Below are 17,570 nucleotides of genomic sequence, written 5' to 3' on the forward strand. Positions count from 1 at the left end.
ACCTGCTTTGGCGGGCATCATTGGAAGAATCAATTTTTGCTCAACGGCTGTTTGTATTAAGTCCAGAAAAACAACTTTTTCAAGGAGATTGTACCACCAATCTTCCCCCCTTGGCTCTTTTGTCCCCTCAGGATTTTTCAGAGAAAATAGACCGGTGACCTTTGGGGTACATCCGTGGTATATTGGAATCGTTGCCAACAACTAACAATGAACAATGGGCAACAAGGAAGGTGCATCATGAAACGTCATGTGCTTGCCGCTGCGGTTGTATTGCTGACCTGCGGCGGTTGTGTCGGTTATTACGGGGATCCCTACTCGTACGGATCTTATTATTATCCCTACAGCTCCTATTACTACCCGTCCTACAGACCTCCCGCGGTCTATTACGATCCCGGCTGGGCACTTTTCTATCCGAGCTTCTATTTTGGCACCGGCTATTATGGCCATTATGGCTATCGGGGTTATCGGGGCTATCCGGGTTACTATCCAGGTTATCGGGGCTATCGAGGATATTATCACCATGGTGGTGGCAGGCACTAATCGGTATTTGTTGGAAGTGGGCCATAAATGGACACAATAAGCCGGTTGAGAGCGCTCTTCCGGCTTGCGTCATCGCATGGAGTTTTTTTATTCTGGCTGCCGCCCCTCATTGAGCATCACTAGACCATAGCTTGGTTTTTGATGTTCCCCCTCCACTCTCGTTTCGACTCAACAGACAATGCTCGACAATGAATCCTCGCTCCGGCTCAAGCTCCTCCGCTTTCCCCCGATCATCGGTGTGATCTACATTCATGCCTATGGCTCGGTCATCCATTACTCGACCGGCAGTCTCGGCACCTCCGAACTCAATAGTGTCACCAACTTCATCCGCATTCTGATTTCAGAAGGGATCGCCCGGACTGCTGTTCCCCTCTTTTTTCTGATGTCGGGCTATCTTTTCTTTGCCACCTTTCATTGGTCCGAACGGACCTATCTTAGAAAGATCGGCTCCCGTTTGCGCAGTTTGCTTATCCCGTTTATTTTCTGGAATATTCTGGTTCTCGCCTTCACGATCTTAGTTCAGGCGATTCCGGCCATCCAGCCGTATTTCACCGGAACAGGCAAAAAGGTTATTGAATTCGGGGTGTATGATTATCTCAATGCCCTCTTCGGCATCCAGGGATATCCGATCGCCTACCATTTTTGGTTCATCCGCGATCTCATGCTCCTGGTTCTGTTAGCGCCGGTTATCGCCGTCATTGTGCGCTTTATCCCCATACTCTTTTTCTTGGTGGTGTACCTCTGCTGGGTGACGGAAAGCTGGCCAATCTATGCGCCAGCGGCCGTGGGCGTGCTCTTTTTCTCCGCAGGCGCCTTGTGTGGCATCAAGGGGCAGAGTCTGTTTGCCTTTGACCGGTTTGGAACAGCCATTTGCCTCCTCTATCTGCCGATGTTGCTTGCCGACGTCATCTGGTACGAGGCCTGGTTTAATGTCTATCTTCATCGGACCGGGTTGATCGCCGGTGTCTTGGTGGCCCTGTATGCAACTAAATTGATTGCGCGCAGCGAGGGCTTGTGCAAGGCACTTATCGCCCTGGGCGGCACCAGTTTTTTTGTCTATGCGGCCCACGAACCATTGCTGGGCATCGTCCGTCTGCTGGCCTTTAAATACGTGCCGCTGGATGGTGCGTACACCATGCTGACCCTTTACCTGGGCATTCCTGTGCTGGTTATGGCGCTGCTGGTGCTCTGTCACCGCATGCTGACCGTTTTGTGCCCGCGTTCACTCAGTCTGATAACTGGGGGCCGGTGAGTTTTTTCGATTGGAGCCGGAGTTGGGCGGTACTTCCTTGCCGGTGTCTTTTTAGAACTTTCCTTAGGGTATCCTTACTTGATTTCTGAAACCTAATTGTATAGGGTGAAAGCTTCAAAGATAAGGAAACAGATTTCCCTATTGGTGGTAGGCCGAGTTGTTCTTTTCAACTGCACCTCATAAAAACAGTCCCAGTTGCCACCTTTTGCCTGCCGCTGGGCTCGCTTGTACTCTTCAAGGATCTGAAAACAATGCACATTCATTCCATCGACACTTGGCGGCACTCACATAATTTTCTGGCAGATACCGAGCAGGCCGAAAAAAATACTGTCCGGGTTATGCTGTTGACCGCCGGTATGATGGTCGTCGAAATCGTGGCGGGGATGGTGTTCGGTTCCATGGCGCTGCTGGCCGACGGTTGGCATATGGCCACCCATGTGGCGGCCTTTGGCATTGCCCTCTTTGTGTATCGCTATGCCCGACGCCAGGCCGACAACCCCCAGTTTACCTTTGGCACTGGCAAGGTGAGTGTCTTGGGTGGATTTGCCAGCGCCGTGGCGTTGGCGGTAGTGGCCCTGGTCATGGCGCTGGAATCAATGATGCGCATGGTGCGTCCCGAGGCCATCCACTTCAACGAGGCCATTGGTGTCGCCGTCGCCGGCTTGCTCGTCAACCTGGTCAGCGGTTTTCTGCTGCATGAACACCATGGCCATGATGATCACGGCCACGACCAGCATGGCTCCAAACACCACCACGACCACAATCTGCGGGCCGCCTATCTGCACGTTTTGGCTGATGCTTTGACGTCGGTGCTGGCTATTTTTGCGCTGCTTGTCGGGAAATATGCGGGATGGGTCTGGCTCGATCCGGCCATGGGAGTGGTGGGGGCGGCGGTGATTGGCCGATGGTCATATGTTCTGTTGCGGGATACCGGCAAGATCCTGCTCGACGGCGGTGTCGATGAACAAACCCTGACGGCAATTCGGCGGGCCATTGAGGAAGACGCGGATAATCGCGTCACCGATCTCCATGTCTGGCATGTCGGGCCTGATACCTATGCCGCCGGGTTGGCCGTAGTGACCCATTCTCCCCAGAACCCGGACTACTATAAGAACCTGCTCCGGCAGATCCCGCATCTTGCCCATGTCCTCATCGAGGTCAATCCTTGCCAAGGGGCATCCTGCATCAGCAGCTGAAGTCGGAACTGGAGCGCCCCTTTCGACCATCACAAGGATGGATGGTAAATAGGGGAAAGAAGATTCATGCTCTGCTCTTTGGCGTAGGGGAGAATATTCGCATCACCCTAAGAAAGTTGACGGGGAGGTTTGTTTTCCTTGCTCAGAAAAAGACACAGTTTATACTTTGACCCATCTTTTGTGAATTAGTCTCAAATTCAGATTGAAAAGAGGCTTTTTCAAGGACGACGAAATACTCTTCTTTGTTGAAGAATAAGGACACCAAAGAGTGGATAAATAAACACCAAAGCGAAGAAGAACCTAAGAAAGAAGAACCGTCTTGCACGGACATTTGAACTCTAACATGTACGAGGTGGAGCATGATCGAATCATTGTATGCGCTTTTGGCAAAAGTTGGCTTTACTCACCCCCTCCATCCTGCCTTGACCCATATCCCCATGGGAATGGTAATGGGCTGTTTTTTCTTTGGCTTCCTGGTCTGGTACGCCAAAAAAACTGATTTTCAAAAGACCTGCCTGCATTGTTCCGTGCTGGCCTTGATCTTTATTGGTCCCACGATCATTGCCGGGATTTTCGACTGGCAGCACCTCTATGCCGGTCGTTACCAGGCGCTCATCATCATCAAGATGATTCTGGCGGCAGTGCTCACCGGTCTTCTCGGCTACTCCATCTGGCTCCATCGTCATGGGGCCGAACCAAAAAAAATCTTCATCATTTACGCCCTGTGCCTGGTCTGTGCCGTTGGGCTTGGCTTCTCCGGTGGGCAACTGGTCTATAGCAACTAAAGGAAAGGGGTGGCCGCAGGCCGCACCCTTTGAAGAATCCCATCTACACAAGAGGAAAAATCATGGCAATGATCAAGTCCGTATGTTCCCTGCTCAGCGCTGTTTCCCTGTCCCTGCTACTCACCGCCGATCTCGGCGCCGCCGTGTATCAACACTCGCTCACCGTCGATACAATGACCTTTGACTGGAGCATCGAGGGGGAAAACCTGGCGATCAAACTCTCAGCCCCGACCACAGGTTGGGTGGCCATCGGCTTTCATCCCACGGACATGATGAAGGATGCCAATATCATCATCGGCTTTGTCAAAGACGGTAAGGTGGAAATTTCTGATGATTTTGGCACCCAGCCCACCCAGCACACACCGGACACCAAAAGGGACGGCAAGGATAACGTCACCGTGATTGGCGGCACCGAAACCGGCACCACCACCACCCTGGAATTCTCCATCCCCCTGCAGAGCGGCGATGCCAACGACGGCGTCATTGATCCCAAAGCCGACACTATGGTGATGTTGGCCTACGGCCCGGACCGGGATTCCACCAAGCTGAAACACCAGTTCGCCAAGACCATCACCGTCAACCTGGGTAGCGGCGTCAAGAAATGAGCCGAACCAGCCCGGTACCCACCTGGTGGCTTTTGCTGGCCATGGTGCTGTTGCCCTTGACCGTGTTCGGCCATGGGCCAGGTCACGAGACAGTTCGTGGCAACCAACAGGCCAAGCAACAAGCCACCAAGGATGACCGCCAGGCTACAATACCCAAGCAGGTGGAGACGGTCGCTCCCCTAGAAGTATCCCAGGCGGAGGCGCCCCAGGAACCAGAGGTTGCTGAAGTTGTTGCCCCCGGAGAATGGGTACAGGAAAAGACCGGTGACATCGTTCCACTGGATGCCTTCTTCAAAAATGAGCAAGGTGAGACGGTCACCCTCCGGCACCTGATCGACCGGCCGACCCTGCTGCTCCCCATTTATTACAGTTGCCCGACAGGCTGTTCTTTTGAACTCGCCAATCTGGCCGATGCGATACGCCGTAGCCGTCATACCTCCGACAGTTTCCGGGTTATCAGCCTGAGCTTCAATGCCGACGAAACGCCGGAAACCGCGGCTACGGTTAAACCCAACTACACGCAACTTCTAGGCAAAGATTTTCCGCAAAGGAACTGGGTCTTTCTTACCGGCAATACAGATAATATTCTCAAACTCACCCAATCCATGGGCTACACCTTTATAAAAAAGGATGAGTTTACTTATATCCACCCCTCGGCCCTCATCGTACTCGATAAAGAGGGCAGGATTATCAAATACGTCTACGGTTCCTTTATTTCAGGAGATGTCGACCTCGCCCTGTCTGAAGCTGCGAAGGGCGCACCGGCCTCCTCCATCCACCGCCTCCTGGCCTTCTGTTTTCCTTCCAATCCCCGGCAAAATCAGCAAGTGCTGGCTTATTTCAAAATGGGGACTGCGGCTGTTCTCCTTGTCGGAGGTCTCTGGTTTCTGCTTTTTCTCCGCAGGAAAAAATCCTACCAACCCCATTCTAAACCATAGCCCATGGCGCCCCCACCTTCTTTCTTCGACACACCGGCCCCACCAGGACTGACAGGCATCAAGGCCTGGCTCCTAACTCATGACCATAAACGGCTGGGTCTGATGTATCTCTGGGCAGTGCTTTTTTGGTTCGTGATTGCCCTCACGATCGGATTTCTCCTCCGGATTGAGTTGATGACCATGGGGCGAACGATCATGTCCGCCGGGGTCTACAACTCGGCCTTCACCCTCCACGGGGTGATCATGATTTTTTTGTTCGTCATTCCTGGCATTCCAGCTATCTTCGGTAATTTTTTCCTGCCCATTCAACTCGGGGCCGATGATGTGTTCTTCCCCCGGCTTAACCTGCTGTCATGGTACCTCTACATGCTCGGCGGGCTCTTGGCGATCGTTTCCCTGTTCACCGCTGGCGGTTTTCCCGATACCGGCTGGACCTTTTACGTCCCCTTCAGCATCGGCACCAAACACAACGTGCCCCTGACGGTGTTCGCCGCCTTTATTCTCGGCATGTCGTCGATGCTCACCGGGCTCAATTTCATCACCACGGTCCACCGCAAACGATCGTCAGCCATGGGCTGGATGCAGATTCCACTCTTTACCTGGTCGCTGTATGCAACCGCCTGGGTGCAGCTTTTGGCCACACCGGTGATCTCGATCACCCTGCTCCTGGTGATTGCTGAGCGGTTTCTCAGTATCGGCCTCTTTGACCCTGCCAAAGGGGGCGATCCGATCCTTTACCAGCACCTGTTCTGGATGTACTCCCACCCGGCGGTTTACGTGATGATCCTGCCTGGTATGGGGGTTATTTCCGAGATCATCCCCACCTTCTCACGTAAGGCTATCTTCGGCTACCGGGCGATTGTTTTCTCCTCCATGGGCATTGCCGTGGCCGGCTCCCTGGTCTGGGCTCACCACATGTACACCAGCGGCATGAGTGATACCGCGGTGTTTGTCTTTAGCCTGCTCACTTTCCTGGTGGCCATCCCTTCGGCAATCAAGGTTTTTTCCTGGGTTTCGACCCTCTATAAGGCCTCAATCGAGATGACCCCGCCGTTACTCTACGCCCTGGTTTTTATCTACCTATTCTCGGTCGGCGGACTGACCGGCCTGGTTCTGGGCGCCGCTGGACCAGATATCCATGTCCACGACACCCATTTCGTGGTCGCCCATTTCCACTTCACCATGTTCGGTGGCACAGGCTTTGCCTTCTTTGCCGCCCTCCATTACTGGTGGCCGAAGATGTTCGGGGTCATGTATGATTTCCGTCGGGCCTATATCGCCGCTACCCTGGCTACGGTGGGCTTTATGTTTCATTATGTGCCGATGTTTATCCTCGGCCTGATGGGCATGCCCCGGCGCTACTACGATTACCTGCCGCAGTTCTCCCGCGGCAACGAACTGGCCGCGGTCGGCGGCCTGTTGCTCTTTTGCGGTATTATCCTAATGCTGGTCAATCTGATCCTCAGCTTGCGGAAACAGAAGAGAATCGTGGCCCCGGCCAACCCTTGGGGTGGCTGTACGCTTGAATGGACGGTACCGTCGCCGCCACCTGTGCATAACTTTCTTCAGGAACCCCACATCAAGGAATATCCCTATGATTTTTCAGATATTTTAAAGACACCCCCAAATGCTTGACACCCAGCCGATGCAGGTACTGTGCAGCATCTTCGCCTTCAACCCAGCAGCAAAGGAGTCCCATGGAAAGCCGGCCTGACCATACCGGGACGCGCATCGGTATGTGGCTGTTCCTCTATACCGAGATCATTCTTTTCGGCGGTCTCTTTGTGCTCTATGCCGTTTATTTTCATAAATACCCTGCCGCCTTCGCTGAAAACGGCAAAGAGCTCAACCGGGTTATCGGCGCGCTCAACACCATCATCCTCCTGGTCTCGAGCTTTACGGTTGCCGCCTCGATCACTGCGATCAGGCAAAAAGCAAAAAACCTTTGCCTGCTGCTGCTGGCCATCTCATTTCTCTGCGGGGCCGTCTTCCTCATCAATAAGTACTTTGAATGGAGCCATAAATTTGCCATCGGCATCTATCCCAACTCTCCGGCTCTGAACGGTGGCACTCCGGGCAAGAATATCTTTTTTGGCCTGTACTATGTGATCACGGGCCTTCATGGGCTGCATGTGATCATCGGCATGACCCTGCTTGGCCTCAGCTTTCTGTTTGTTTACCAAGACAAAATTACGGCGCAGCGATTTGCGATGTTGGAGAACTCAGGCCTGTACTGGCATCTGGTCGATCTCATCTGGATTTTTGTTTTCCCGCTTTTCTATCTGATTCTGTAACCAGACCAAGGAGCCTGCTATGGATTCCGACCAGCAGCATCTCATGTCTTACAAAACCCTGGGCCAGGTTCTTGTTGTCCTGCTCCTGCTCACCGGCCTTACCGTCGGGGTTAGCTATATCGATATGGGAAGGCTTAATGTGCCGATCACCCTTGCCATCGCCAGTGCCAAGGTCTCGCTGGTGCTGCTGTTTTTTATGCACCTCAAATATGAGGGCAGGGCCATCAAGATATCCTTTATCAGCACGGTCTGTTTTCTGGCCATCATGATTAGTTTTACGTTCTGGGATGTCGCATTTCGTTAACAGTCAAGGGAAGAAGCAATGGATCCTGTTGTTGGTATAGACCGGGCGTTCTGGTACATATTTATCGTCTCCGCAGTGCTGCTGACCGGCATTACGCTGGTCATGATCTATTTTGTCATCCGCTACCGGCGCAGCCGCAACCCCCAGCCCGCCGACATCAGAGGCAACTGGAAGCTTGAGTTACTGTGGACGATCATCCCGACCATCATTGCCCTTTCCATGTTTGTGGTGGGTTGGAAATCCTTCACCGGTCTACGCGCCGTCCCTGCAGGTTCAGTCCAGATTCAGGTTCTGGCACAGATGTTTACCTGGATTTTTGTCTACGGCAATGACAAGGAGTCGGAAAATCTGCTGGTGGTCCCGGAACACACCCCGATCAAGCTCAACATTGAGTCGCTTGACGTGATCCACAGCTTTTATCTGCCCGCCTTTCGGGTCAAGGCCGATGCGGTAAAAAATATGCCCACCTATGTCTGGTTCAGAACCCAGGAACCGGGTGAATTCGATATTATGTGTACGGAATATTGCGGTCTTGATCATTCGAAGATGCTGGCCAAGCTCAAGGTTGTTTCACGCAAAGACTATGATGCCTGGCTGGCGCAGGAAGGCAATGAGTAACGCTTGCAGGAGGTGAGAAAGAGACTTTTATGGCGCACTTTGGTCGCCTCTCTCCGTCCTTGGTTGCAACTGGTCAAAGTGCCTCTTTGCCTGCCAGTGGCCTGTTCCGCGGGCTTTGGATATATCCTCTCTTCGCCGGCGCTCACGCCCTCTCTGGGACTCATTTGCTGTGGCGTTTTTTTGTTGGCCTGCGGGGCAGCGGGTTTGAACAGCCTCCAGGAGATCGCAACTGACAGCCTTTTTGCCCGTACACGCAATCGACCGATGGTGACCGGTCGCATCGACAAGCTCCAGGCAACCTGGTTGAGTATTCTGCTGGTCATCCTTGGCATGGTCACCCTCTTTTGGGGCACCGATGGCTGCCAACCGCTCTTGCTGGGTATCGTCGCCTTACTGCTGTATAATGGCGTCTATACACCGTTGAAAAAGATTACGATTTTTGCGCTTTTTCCCGGAAGTCTTGCCGGGGCCACGCCGCCCTTGATTGGTTGGACAGCTGCCGGCGGCATGCTGACTGACAATCGTGCCTGGCTGCTTTTTTCCCTGTTCTTTCTCTGGCAGATTCCCCATTTTTGCTTGATTCTCCTCTCCCATCAGGAAGATTATCGCACTGTCGATCAACCGGCGCTGATCAGACTGCTCTCCGCAGAAAGCCTGCAACGAATCGCTCTCGTCTGGATACTGGCCTTCGTTGTCGTCGCTCTCGCTCTTACCCTTGACCGTGAGCTTCTTCAATCAGGGGCACGCTTGGCCATCGCCTTTATGGCCGTGATGCTGACTCTTGGTGCAACTTCACTCTTGCTGCGAAAAAAACATCCGAGCTACCGGTTTCTTTTTCTTGTTCTCAACGGTTCCTTTTTTAGCACTCTCTTGATTGTCGCAGTACTGCAACTACTGAGTGCGCGCTAAAACATATCACCCTCCGCAACCAGTCGATAGCAGGGGGTATAGGTGCTGGTCGGCAGTTTCATCCGCTGTTGTTCGACAAAGGCGGCAAGCAGGGTGTCGAGTGGTTGCATGATCGCGGTATCGCCGTAGAGTTCAAAGAGTCCCTTTTCTTCGATAGCTCGAATACCAGCCTCCTTAACATTGCCGGTTACGATTCCGGAAAAAGCCCGGCGCAGGTTGGAGGCCAGCAGATACGGGGCTTGTTTTTTGTGCAGGTCGAGGCTGCGCATATTTTCGTGGCTGGGCACAAAGGGCAACTGTAGGCTGGGGTCGATATTGAGGAGCCAGTTGAAATAGTAGGCGTCGTCGGTCTTGAAACGGAAGGTTCGGACCTGTTCCACACCTTCCAGGGTTTTCCTGGCCACAGTCTCAGGATCGTCGATGATGATCCGGTACAACTGCCGGGCCACCGGGCCAAGGGTATCGGTGATGAACCGGTCAATCTGGCCGAAATACTCGCTGGCGCTTGCCGGGCCGGTGAAGATCAGGGGCAGGGGGATGCGTGAATTCTCCGGATCAAGCAGGATGCTGAGAATATAGAGAATCTCCTCGGCCGTGCCGACGCCACCGGGAAAGACGATGACGGCATGGCCGACGCGGACAAAGGCCTCCAGCCGTTTTTCGATATCCGGCATGATCACCAGGTCATTGACAATGGGATTGGGCGATTCCGAGGCAATGATGCCCGGTTCGGTAATCCCCAGATACTGCCCGTTGGCGATGCGCTGCTTGGCGTGACCGATGGTGGCCCCTTTCATCGGACCTTTCATGGCACCCGGTCCGCAGCCGGTGCAGATGTCGAGACCGCGCAGGCCCAGTTGATACCCGACCTCCTTGCTGTAATCGTATTCGGCCGGCGTGATCGAATGCCCGCCCCAGCAGACCACCAGGCGCGGGTTGGTGCGCGGCCGCATGATGCCGGCGTTGCGCAGTATATGAAAGACGGCGTTGGTGATGCCGTCTGAGGTCTGGAGGTCGAAACGAGGGTTGTTGTTGATGGTGTCGTCGACATAGACGATGTCGCGGAGCACGGAAAACAGATGCTCGTTGATGCCGCGGATCATCTTGCCGTCGACAAAGGCGCTGCTCGGGGCGTTGCGCAGGTCGAGCCTGATGCCGCGCTCCTCCTGGATCACCCGGATATCGAAGTTCTTGTACCGTTCGAGGAGTTCACGGCCGTCGTCGAGGTGACCACCGTAGTTGAGCACGGCGAGCGAGCTGTTGCGAAAGAGCGGATAGAGTTCGCCCTGGCTGGTGTTGAGAAGCTTGCCCACTTCCAGCCGGGAGAGGACATCCAGACTGCCGTTGGGGCTGATGCGGGCGTCAATAACATCGTATTGCATGAAAAATCCTCTTCTAAAAGAGTGTAAAGGTGTTGAACTTCGATCCTGGATCGAAGAATCGGTGTGCACGTGATTGCCCATCTGTCCTGAAGCATAGTTTGGCGCGATGGGTTTCCGGTTAGGATGTGATGGCCGTATTGTCAGGCAGCAGCGATTGATGCCCCCTTTGCAGGCAGTCCCTGACCTTCTGCTCGACTATCTCCTTGAGGGATTCGTAGCTGTGGCCTTCCGGAAAGACCGGCGGCTGGAAGCACACCGAGATTCGCCGGAAGGGACGGGGGAGGAGGGAGCCGGCGGGCAGGGCCTCGAAGGCGCCGCGGATGGCCACTGGCACCACCGGCACGTTGAGTTCCTTGCTCAGGATGGCAAAGGTTTTCTTGAATTCCCCCAGGGCGCCGTTGAGCGTCCGGGTGCCCTCGGGAAAGATGATGATGTTTTTGCCGCTTTGCAGCAGGGTGGCCACCTTCTGGATCGATTCGCGGACATCGGCATTGATGTCCATGACCACTATATTGTTGCGGTCGGCGAGAAAGCGTAGCCAGCGATTCTGCAGATGCTTGGCTTTGGCATAAAAACAGGTGCGCTGCATCAGGCTGTTTTTCAGTCCGGCAGCGACAAAAAGACCGTCGATAAAACTCTGGTGATTGGGGGCAAGGATGCAGGGCGTGTCCGGGATGTTTTCCCGTCCCTCGGCGTGGAAACGGAAATAGCAGGCAAAGAGCAGGCGGCTGATATTTTTGATCAGGTTGGTGGTCCACCAGGTGCGCGGCAGGCCGGTGTCGACCCGTTGCCGCAGGATGTCGCGCCAGTTGATCAGTTCGACCGCGATTTTTTCTTTGCGCTCGGCAATGAAGGTGCTCAGTTGGCGCAGCGTCGGGATGTGCATCAGTTTGTCCTCGGCGATGGCAACGCCAAAGGTCTTCTGAATAAAGACGAGCAGGCTGACCTTGTCGAGGGAATCAAGGGCGGCATCAATCTCAAGATGGTCGTCCGGCGCTATGTTTCGAGAGGTGTGGTGTTCGAGAAACTGGTGGATGATCTGATATTCCTCGGTGGCTGGATGCTCGGCGTGAACCTTGCGCTCCTCCCGTGCCGTCACCAGGGCCGGGAGCTGGAATCGTTTGAGTTTCGACAGCCTGGTGCGGGGCAGTTCGTCCTCCACCAGGGTGAAATGATGGATCCGTTTGGCGGGTGAGGTTTTCTGATTGTAACGGTCTATCACCTGCCAGCGGAAGTACTCGTCCATCCGAGTAATGCCCTTTTCCCGGATCAGGGCCAGGTTGGGGCGGATCACCACCTGGAGGAGATCATCCTTGAGAAAGACGCCCGCTTCGGCGATGGCGGGACTGATCGCCTCCAACTCCTGCTCGATCAGCACCGGGTTGATGTTCTTGCCGTTGGCTAGGACCAGGATTTCTTTTTTGCGTCCGGTGATGTACAGCCGTCCTTGGTCGTCAAGGCGGCCAAGGTCGCCAGTATACAACCAGCCGTCGCGGAGGACCTCGGCGGTCTCCTCGGGCCGGTTCCAGTAGCCCTGCATGATGTTTTTCCCCGAGGCCACGATCTCGCCTTCGCGGATGTCGATGGTGGTGCAGCTCATGGCCGTGCCGGCCGAGCCGATGAGCACCTGTCCGGGCCGGGTAAAGGTGATCATCGGGGCGGCCTCGGTCATGCCGTAGCCTTCGAGGATTTCAAAACCAAGGGTGGTGAACTGTTGCCCTATGACCGGATCAAGGGCTGCGCCGCCGCTGACCAGATATTTGAGGTGGCCGCCGAATTTCTTGTGCACCGAACGAAACAGCAGACGGGAGAGCGCGGGTGAGGCCGCTTTTGCCGCGACCCAATAGAGGAGGCTGGCGACCTTGTTGGCTGCTATTTTATCCTGGATCGACTTCATGATCAGGCTGTAGAGCCGGGGCACGCCGATCAGGATGGTGATTTTGTTGTTCTGCAAGGTGCTGACAATGTCCTCTGCCCGGAGGGAGGGCGACAGGGCTACCGTGGCTCCGATCTGGAAGGGAATCACCAGGGTGCCGAGCAGCGGAAAGATGTGGTGCAGTGGCAGAAGCATCAGCACCCGTTCCTCCGGGGCGTAGATGGGGGCGCCGATGGTGACCGCCTCGACATTAGCCAGCAGGTTTGCAAACGAGAGCATCACCCCCTTAGGTGTACCGGTGGTGCCCGAGGTGTAAATCAAGAGGGCAGTGGCCTGGGGATTGGAAGCGGCAACCGGCTTGCTCTCCAGGTGCTCCACGGGCGAGAGCTCTTCAAAGACCAGGAGCTGTGGCCCGTAGTCCAACCCGGCCAGGACTTCCTCTATGACCGGTTTGCGTTCCTGGGAGCAGAAAAAGATTTGGGGTCGGCAGTCCTGGGCAATGAAGGCGACCTCCTCGGCTGTGGCTTGGAAATCGACCGGCACTACCGTGCAGCCCTTGCCCCAGGCCCCGTAAAAGGCATGGACCCATTCCGGCCGGTTTTCCGAGAAGATCAGCACCCGCTCGGTGCCTTCCGGGATAAGCTGGCCATAGGCGTGGGCCATGGTCAGCAGTTGGGCGTAGGTGTAGGAGCGGTCCGGCAGGATCAGGGCGATTTTGTGGTGATCGGCGAGGAGCATGGGTTGTTGACCGTGTGAGGGAGGACAAAAGGAGTAAAATTCGGGGGCGGTCCGACTAACCGTCCGCCCCGGAAACTTGCCTGATAGATGGCGGGGAGCGATCAATCACCGATCTTGACGATATTTCTTCCCCGGTGCTTTCCCTTAAGGATTAAAGAAATCCGTTCATCCAGCGCCTCAAGGCCGGGCAGTTCGGTGGTGATCGCCTCCAGATGGTCGAGCTTCCAGTCGCTGGCCAGCTTGTTCCAGATGCGCAGGCGTTGCTCGGCCGGGCAGTTGACCGAATCGATACCCACAAGGCTGATGCCGTTGAGGATAAAGGGGTAGATTGAGGTGTGCAATTCGCCGGAGGTGACGTTGCCGCAGCAGGTGATCGTGCCGCCGTAGCGGGTGGCTTTGATGGCCGTACTCAGGATATTGCCGCCCACCGTGTCGACAACTCCAGCCCAGCGTGGTTTGAGCAGGGGGCGGCTGCTCTGGTCGTCGGCATCGGCAGTGCTGATGATCTCTTTGGCGCCGATCTGTTGCAGGTAGGGCGCTTCGTTGATTTTCGTGGTGACTGCCGCCACCTCATAACCGGATTTTGCCAGGATGGCCACGGCTATGGAGCCAACGCCGCCGGTGGCCCCGGTCACCAATACCGGGCCTTGATCCGGGGTGACGCCATGTTCGATCAATTGAGAGCAGGACAGGGCGGCGGTGAAGCCTGCGGTGCCGTAGATCATGCTCTCGCGCAGGCTCAGCCCTGTGGGCAGCGGTACCACCCAGGCGGCCGGAACCCGAATATATTCTTCATAACCACCGGCGGTGTTCATGCCCAGGTCGAATCCGGTCACCAGAACTTGATCACCAGGTTGCAAGGCTGGCTTGCTGCTCTCCATCACGATACCGGCCGCGTCGATACCCGGCGTGTGCGGGTATCTTCGGGTCACTCCCTTGTTGCCTGAGGCGGAGAGGGCGTCCTTGTAGTTGAGGGAGGAATAACGGACCTTGATCAATACTTCGCCTGCGGGCAAGTCCGCGATATGTTTTTCGCCGATGGTGCGGACGAATTGTTTGCCTTCCGTTTCGGTAACGATCATGGCCTTGAATGCGATGTTTTCCATGTTTCCTCCAGTGGGTTGTCCTGCCTTGGTATTCCACACGATTTGTCAAACCACTATACGAGTTTTTTCTGAGCAGTACAAGGCGGGGGACAAAGGCGCTTGATGAGTTTCGCCAGGTGAGATGGACCGTTGCCGGAAAGAGCGGTTTGCAATCCCTTGAACGGATGGTATGAAGGAGAGTTGCAGGGCGGCCTGTTCCTCCTCCCACACCAATTGTCGATGATTCAACTGTAAGCCGGCGCATCCCGGCCTCGAAAGATTCCTTTGCATGTTCAACCGCATACTCATTACTGTGGTGCTCTCGGTGTTTATCGCTCTCTTAGGGGTCGGTATCATCATTCCGGTCTTGCCAGTGCTGGCCACTAAGCTGGGAGCCTCCGGCTTTGCTCTGGGCTTGATCACCGCCGCCTTTTCCTTGAGCCGGGGCCTGCTGCAACCGGTGGTCGGCAATCTCTCCGACCGCTGGGGCCGCAAGGGTTTTCTGGTCGCTGGTCTATTTATCTACGGACTGGTCGGTCTGTTGATTCCCCATGCCGGCAGCGTTGTGCATTTGGTCGGCATCCGGCTTTTTCAGGGTGTAGGGGCTGCCATGATCGTACCCGTGGCCATGGCCTACGCCAGTTTTCTTGCTCCGCCCGGCCAGGAGGGGCGCTACATGGGGGTGGTGAACATCGCCATCTTTTGCGGTATTGGCTGCGGACCGATTCTCGGCGGCTTTTTTTCCGACGCCTGGGGGCTGGCCTCAGTCTTTTATATGATGGCAGCGCTCTGTTTTTTCGCCTTTCTTCTTGTTTTGACCAATATGCCCGCTTGTTGTCCGATCGACCGGCAACAGCAGACCGGGTTGCTGGTCAATGTCCGGTTGATGCTGAAAAGGCGGCGGACCGTGGGTATTCTCATTGCCCGTTTCGCCACCGTGTTGATGATGGTGCCAACCATGGCCTTTTTACCGGTGATGATGGCCGGGTGGCCGGGCAGCAGCGGGTTGCAGACTGGTTTGGTTATTGCCAGCCGCACGTTAATGAATGCCCTGCTCCAGTATCCTTTTGGTAAATTGGCAGACCGCTCTGACAAAGTCGTGCTTCTGGTGTGCGGATGCCTCTGCATGAGCGTCGCGGTTTTTTTCATTCCTTTGGCGACCAGCTTTGGCGGTATGGTCGCAACCTATCTTTTTCTTGGCTTTGGCGAGGCTGTGCTCTGGCCGGTGCTCGGCGCCTATGCTGCCGAAGAGGGCCGGACTCGGTTCGGTCATGGCACCATGATGGGGGTGTTCAATCTGGCGATGAGTGCAGGTGTGTTCACCGGAGCCGTGCTTGCCGGCGTCAGTCTGGATTTTATCGGCATGCGCCAGGCCTTTTCCTTCACCTCTCTTAGCATCATGCTCCTGACCCTGATGGCTGCGTTCCTGATCCGCTCAGGTGAAGCTGCCGGCGAAACCAAGGTTGACCACCACCAAATTGCTCCATCTTCCTGAATTATCTCTCTTTATTCCTCTCTTCAAATCACCGTAGAAACTTGGTGGAAACTGCTCCAGCAATATCTGAGTCTGTCGCAGAACCGATGCAATAAGACTCAATATATGTTATTGAATTAATGATATTAGTTGATGTTTTCAGTTTCTCGATCTGCCGAAGGGAAAAGCCACGCATCGCCGATTTCACAAGCCCAACCGGAGTCAACTGCATCTGCTGCCGATCTCGATCGACCAGTGGGTAGAGGAAGATCACCTTGCCCGATTTCTCTGGGATTGTGTGGAGCATTTTAATCTGGGGCAGTTTTACGCGGCCTACGGCGCGATGAAGGCGCCCCTCCTTATGATCCGCAGATGATGCTGGCCACCTTGCTGTACGCCTGGTGTCTTGGCATTCGCTCGTCTCGGCGGATCGCCAAGGCCTGCGAAGATCAAGTGCCGTTTCGATGTCTGACCGGCAATATCCGACCCGATCACTGCGCCTTTGCCCGTTTCCGCAGCCGTCTCATGAGGAAGCGATCAACCACCTGTTTGCCCAGGTGCTGTCGCTCTGTCATGAGGCGGGCTTGGCCAAAGTGGGCAAAGTCTACTTGGATGGGACCAAGATGCAGGCCAATGGATCCTTGGCGGCCAACCGAACGCTCGCGCATCTGGAGCAGGAGATCGTGAAGATGCACAAGGAAATGAAGGCGGCGGATGCTGCCGAATATGCGCGGCATGGCAAAGAGAGCCAGGGCGATGAGCTGCCCCCTGACTTGCGCAGCAAGCGCGAGCGCCTGACACGGTTGCAGGAGGCCAAGGAACGCCTTGAGCTGGCGGCGACAGCAGAGCGCTTGGTACAGGAGGAGAAGCTGGGCAAAAGAGCGGAAGAGGAGCAGCAGAGTGGCAAGAAGAAACCCGGCCGCAAACCGGCGAGTCCAGAAGCGGTGATCAACCATGATCGCAAGGCGAACCCTACTGACCCTGCGAGCCGGATTATGAAAACCCGTCAGGGACATGTGCAGGGCTTCAATGCCCAGGCGATAGTGACGGCGGGTCAATGTATAGTCAGCGCGGATATCACCCAGGAGGAGAACGACGTCCACCAGTTGGAGCCGATGTTGGCAGTGCTGGAGGCCACCTTGGAAGCTGCCGGGATCGAGGGCCGTCCCCAGGCGCTGGCAGCGGAGGCGGGTACTGGCATGACCAGCTTGATATAACCGAGCTGGAGCAGGACGGCCCTGAGTTGTTCATCGCCACGGCGAGCCGTTTGCGAGAAGCGCAGGCGCACCAGGCGGAAGGTTCTCCCCAGGGCCGGATCCCTGACGACATCACCCCGAAGCAGCGCATGACGCGCAAGCTGCGAACCCAGGATGGGCGGGCCGTCTACAAGTTGCGCAGCCAGACGGTGGAGCCGGTCTTTGGGCAGATTAAGAGCGTCATGGGGTGCCGGGGCTTTCTTCGCCGTGGCCTGGATGCGGTGCAGTCGGAGTGGTCGCTGATTTGCGCCTGTTTCAACCTGCGCAAACTGTACATGGCGGCATATGGATGATCAATGAGCAACGAAAAATGGTGGA

General features: G+C 55.4%; 18 protein-coding genes. 15 read left to right on the forward strand and 3 right to left on the reverse strand.

Annotated features, from left to right (window positions below; all coding sequences use genetic code 11):
- Positions 1-237 precede the first annotated feature (237 nt).
- From ACHZCX_RS17970 to ACHZCX_RS18020, 11 genes are all read left to right on the forward strand, one after another.
- Entirely contained in the window at positions 238-540 is a 303-nt protein-coding gene (locus ACHZCX_RS17970) for a hypothetical protein (RefSeq protein WP_319588576.1), read from the forward strand.
- A gap of 178 nt (positions 541-718) precedes the next feature.
- A complete protein-coding gene (locus ACHZCX_RS17975) occupies positions 719-1,792 on the forward strand; it encodes an acyltransferase (RefSeq protein WP_319588577.1) in 1,074 nt (357 codons plus the stop codon).
- 251 nt (positions 1,793-2,043) lie between these two features.
- Positions 2,044-2,988 carry a CDF family Co(II)/Ni(II) efflux transporter DmeF gene (gene dmeF, locus ACHZCX_RS17980; RefSeq protein ID WP_319588578.1) on the forward strand — a complete coding sequence of 315 codons (945 nt, stop codon included), beginning with the start codon at positions 2,044-2,046 and terminating at the stop codon, positions 2,986-2,988.
- 359 nt (positions 2,989-3,347) lie between these two features.
- Positions 3,348-3,773 (forward strand): DUF2231 domain-containing protein, encoded by a 426-nt coding sequence (locus tag ACHZCX_RS17985; protein WP_319588579.1) that lies wholly within the window; start codon positions 3,348-3,350, stop codon positions 3,771-3,773.
- A 62-nt stretch (positions 3,774-3,835) separates the two neighbouring features.
- Positions 3,836-4,378 (forward strand): DOMON domain-containing protein, encoded by a 543-nt coding sequence (locus ACHZCX_RS17990; protein ID WP_319588580.1) that lies wholly within the window; start codon positions 3,836-3,838, stop codon positions 4,376-4,378.
- Positions 4,375-5,316, forward strand: coding sequence for an SCO family protein (locus ACHZCX_RS17995; protein ID WP_319588581.1), 942 nt, complete (start codon positions 4,375-4,377; stop codon positions 5,314-5,316). The genes ACHZCX_RS17990 and ACHZCX_RS17995 overlap by 4 nt, the downstream gene beginning before the upstream one ends.
- 3 nt (positions 5,317-5,319) lie before the next feature.
- A complete protein-coding gene (locus tag ACHZCX_RS18000) occupies positions 5,320-6,951 on the forward strand; it encodes a cbb3-type cytochrome c oxidase subunit I (RefSeq protein WP_319588582.1) in 1,632 nt (543 codons plus the stop codon).
- A gap of 62 nt (positions 6,952-7,013) precedes the next feature.
- A complete protein-coding gene (locus ACHZCX_RS18005; RefSeq protein ID WP_319588583.1) occupies positions 7,014-7,610 on the forward strand; it encodes a cytochrome c oxidase subunit 3 family protein in 597 nt (198 codons plus the stop codon).
- A 19-nt stretch (positions 7,611-7,629) separates the two neighbouring features.
- Positions 7,630-7,914 carry a cytochrome C oxidase subunit IV family protein gene (locus ACHZCX_RS18010; protein WP_319588584.1) on the forward strand — a complete coding sequence of 95 codons (285 nt, stop codon included), beginning with the start codon at positions 7,630-7,632 and terminating at the stop codon, positions 7,912-7,914.
- Between the two features lie 18 nt (positions 7,915-7,932).
- Positions 7,933-8,532 (forward strand): cytochrome c oxidase subunit II, encoded by a 600-nt coding sequence (coxB, locus tag ACHZCX_RS18015; protein WP_319588585.1) that lies wholly within the window; start codon positions 7,933-7,935, stop codon positions 8,530-8,532.
- A gap of 96 nt (positions 8,533-8,628) precedes the next feature.
- Positions 8,629-9,441, forward strand: a complete 813-nt coding sequence (locus tag ACHZCX_RS18020) for a UbiA family prenyltransferase (RefSeq protein ID WP_319588586.1) — start codon at positions 8,629-8,631, stop codon at positions 9,439-9,441.
- Here ACHZCX_RS18020 and ppnN read toward each other — a convergent pair.
- The 3 genes from ppnN to ACHZCX_RS18035 form a co-directional block, all read right to left on the reverse strand.
- A complete protein-coding gene (ppnN, locus tag ACHZCX_RS18025; protein WP_319588587.1) occupies positions 9,438-10,823 on the reverse strand; it encodes a nucleotide 5'-monophosphate nucleosidase PpnN in 1,386 nt (461 codons plus the stop codon). The genes ACHZCX_RS18020 and ppnN overlap by 4 nt on opposite strands.
- Positions 10,824-10,941: 118 nt before the next feature.
- Entirely contained in the window at positions 10,942-13,437 is a 2,496-nt protein-coding gene (locus tag ACHZCX_RS18030) for an AMP-binding protein (RefSeq protein ID WP_319588588.1), read from the reverse strand.
- A gap of 101 nt (positions 13,438-13,538) precedes the next feature.
- On the reverse strand, positions 13,539-14,543 hold the full coding sequence (locus ACHZCX_RS18035) for a YhdH/YhfP family quinone oxidoreductase (RefSeq protein ID WP_319588589.1): 1,005 nt from the start codon (positions 14,541-14,543) through the stop codon (positions 13,539-13,541).
- Positions 14,544-14,811: 268 nt separating this feature from the next.
- Here ACHZCX_RS18035 and ACHZCX_RS18040 point away from each other — a divergent pair, with 268 nt between their 5' ends.
- The 4 genes from ACHZCX_RS18040 to ACHZCX_RS18055 all read left to right on the forward strand — a co-directional run bounded on the left by ACHZCX_RS18040 (position 14,812) and on the right by ACHZCX_RS18055 (position 17,545).
- The gene (locus ACHZCX_RS18040; RefSeq protein ID WP_319588590.1) at positions 14,812-16,017 is read left to right on the forward strand and encodes an MFS transporter; all 1,206 of its coding nucleotides are present in this window, start codon (positions 14,812-14,814) and stop codon (positions 16,015-16,017) included.
- A 354-nt stretch (positions 16,018-16,371) separates the two neighbouring features.
- Positions 16,372-16,683, forward strand: coding sequence for a transposase (locus ACHZCX_RS18045; RefSeq protein WP_394708754.1), 312 nt, complete (start codon positions 16,372-16,374; stop codon positions 16,681-16,683).
- A gap of 2 nt (positions 16,684-16,685) precedes the next feature.
- Complete coding sequence (locus ACHZCX_RS18050) at positions 16,686-17,213, forward strand: hypothetical protein (protein ID WP_394708735.1); 528 nt, start codon at positions 16,686-16,688, stop codon at positions 17,211-17,213.
- Between the two features lie 26 nt (positions 17,214-17,239).
- On the forward strand, positions 17,240-17,545 hold the full coding sequence (locus ACHZCX_RS18055; RefSeq protein ID WP_394708806.1) for a transposase: 306 nt from the start codon (positions 17,240-17,242) through the stop codon (positions 17,543-17,545).
- The last annotated feature ends 25 nt before the right edge of the window (positions 17,546-17,570 follow it).

Origin of the sequence: uncultured Desulfobulbus sp., from assembly GCF_963662935.2 — a bacterium.
Lineage (GTDB): Bacteria > Desulfobacterota > Desulfobulbia > Desulfobulbales > Desulfobulbaceae > Desulfobulbus.

What these genes read in the sequence shown, in the direction of transcription:
- ACHZCX_RS17985 (WP_319588579.1), top strand. Translation starts at nt 3,348, where the DNA reads ATGATCGAATCATTGTATGCGCTTTTGGCAAAAGTTGGCTTTACTCAC.
- ACHZCX_RS18005 (WP_319588583.1), top strand. Translation starts at nt 7,014, where the DNA reads ATGGAAAGCCGGCCTGACCATACCGGGACGCGCATCGGTATGTGGCTG.
- ACHZCX_RS18000 (WP_319588582.1), top strand. Translation starts at nt 5,320, where the DNA reads ATGGCGCCCCCACCTTCTTTCTTCGACACACCGGCCCCACCAGGACTG.
- ACHZCX_RS17970 (WP_319588576.1), top strand. Translation starts at nt 238, where the DNA reads ATGAAACGTCATGTGCTTGCCGCTGCGGTTGTATTGCTGACCTGCGGC.
- ACHZCX_RS18050 (WP_394708735.1), top strand. Translation starts at nt 16,686, where the DNA reads ATGCACAAGGAAATGAAGGCGGCGGATGCTGCCGAATATGCGCGGCAT.
- ACHZCX_RS18030 (WP_319588588.1), bottom strand. Translation starts at nt 13,437, where the DNA reads ATGCTCCTCGCCGATCACCACAAAATCGCCCTGATCCTGCCGGACCGC.
- coxB (WP_319588585.1), top strand. Translation starts at nt 7,933, where the DNA reads ATGGATCCTGTTGTTGGTATAGACCGGGCGTTCTGGTACATATTTATC.
- ACHZCX_RS17995 (WP_319588581.1), top strand. Translation starts at nt 4,375, where the DNA reads ATGAGCCGAACCAGCCCGGTACCCACCTGGTGGCTTTTGCTGGCCATG.
- ACHZCX_RS17990 (WP_319588580.1), top strand. Translation starts at nt 3,836, where the DNA reads ATGGCAATGATCAAGTCCGTATGTTCCCTGCTCAGCGCTGTTTCCCTG.
- ACHZCX_RS18010 (WP_319588584.1), top strand. Translation starts at nt 7,630, where the DNA reads ATGGATTCCGACCAGCAGCATCTCATGTCTTACAAAACCCTGGGCCAG.
- ACHZCX_RS17975 (WP_319588577.1), top strand. Translation starts at nt 719, where the DNA reads ATGCTCGACAATGAATCCTCGCTCCGGCTCAAGCTCCTCCGCTTTCCC.
- dmeF (WP_319588578.1), top strand. Translation starts at nt 2,044, where the DNA reads ATGCACATTCATTCCATCGACACTTGGCGGCACTCACATAATTTTCTG.
- ACHZCX_RS18040 (WP_319588590.1), top strand. Translation starts at nt 14,812, where the DNA reads ATGTTCAACCGCATACTCATTACTGTGGTGCTCTCGGTGTTTATCGCT.
- ppnN (WP_319588587.1), bottom strand. Translation starts at nt 10,823, where the DNA reads ATGCAATACGATGTTATTGACGCCCGCATCAGCCCCAACGGCAGTCTG.
- ACHZCX_RS18045 (WP_394708754.1), top strand. Translation starts at nt 16,372, where the DNA reads ATGCTGGCCACCTTGCTGTACGCCTGGTGTCTTGGCATTCGCTCGTCT.
- ACHZCX_RS18035 (WP_319588589.1), bottom strand. Translation starts at nt 14,543, where the DNA reads ATGGAAAACATCGCATTCAAGGCCATGATCGTTACCGAAACGGAAGGC.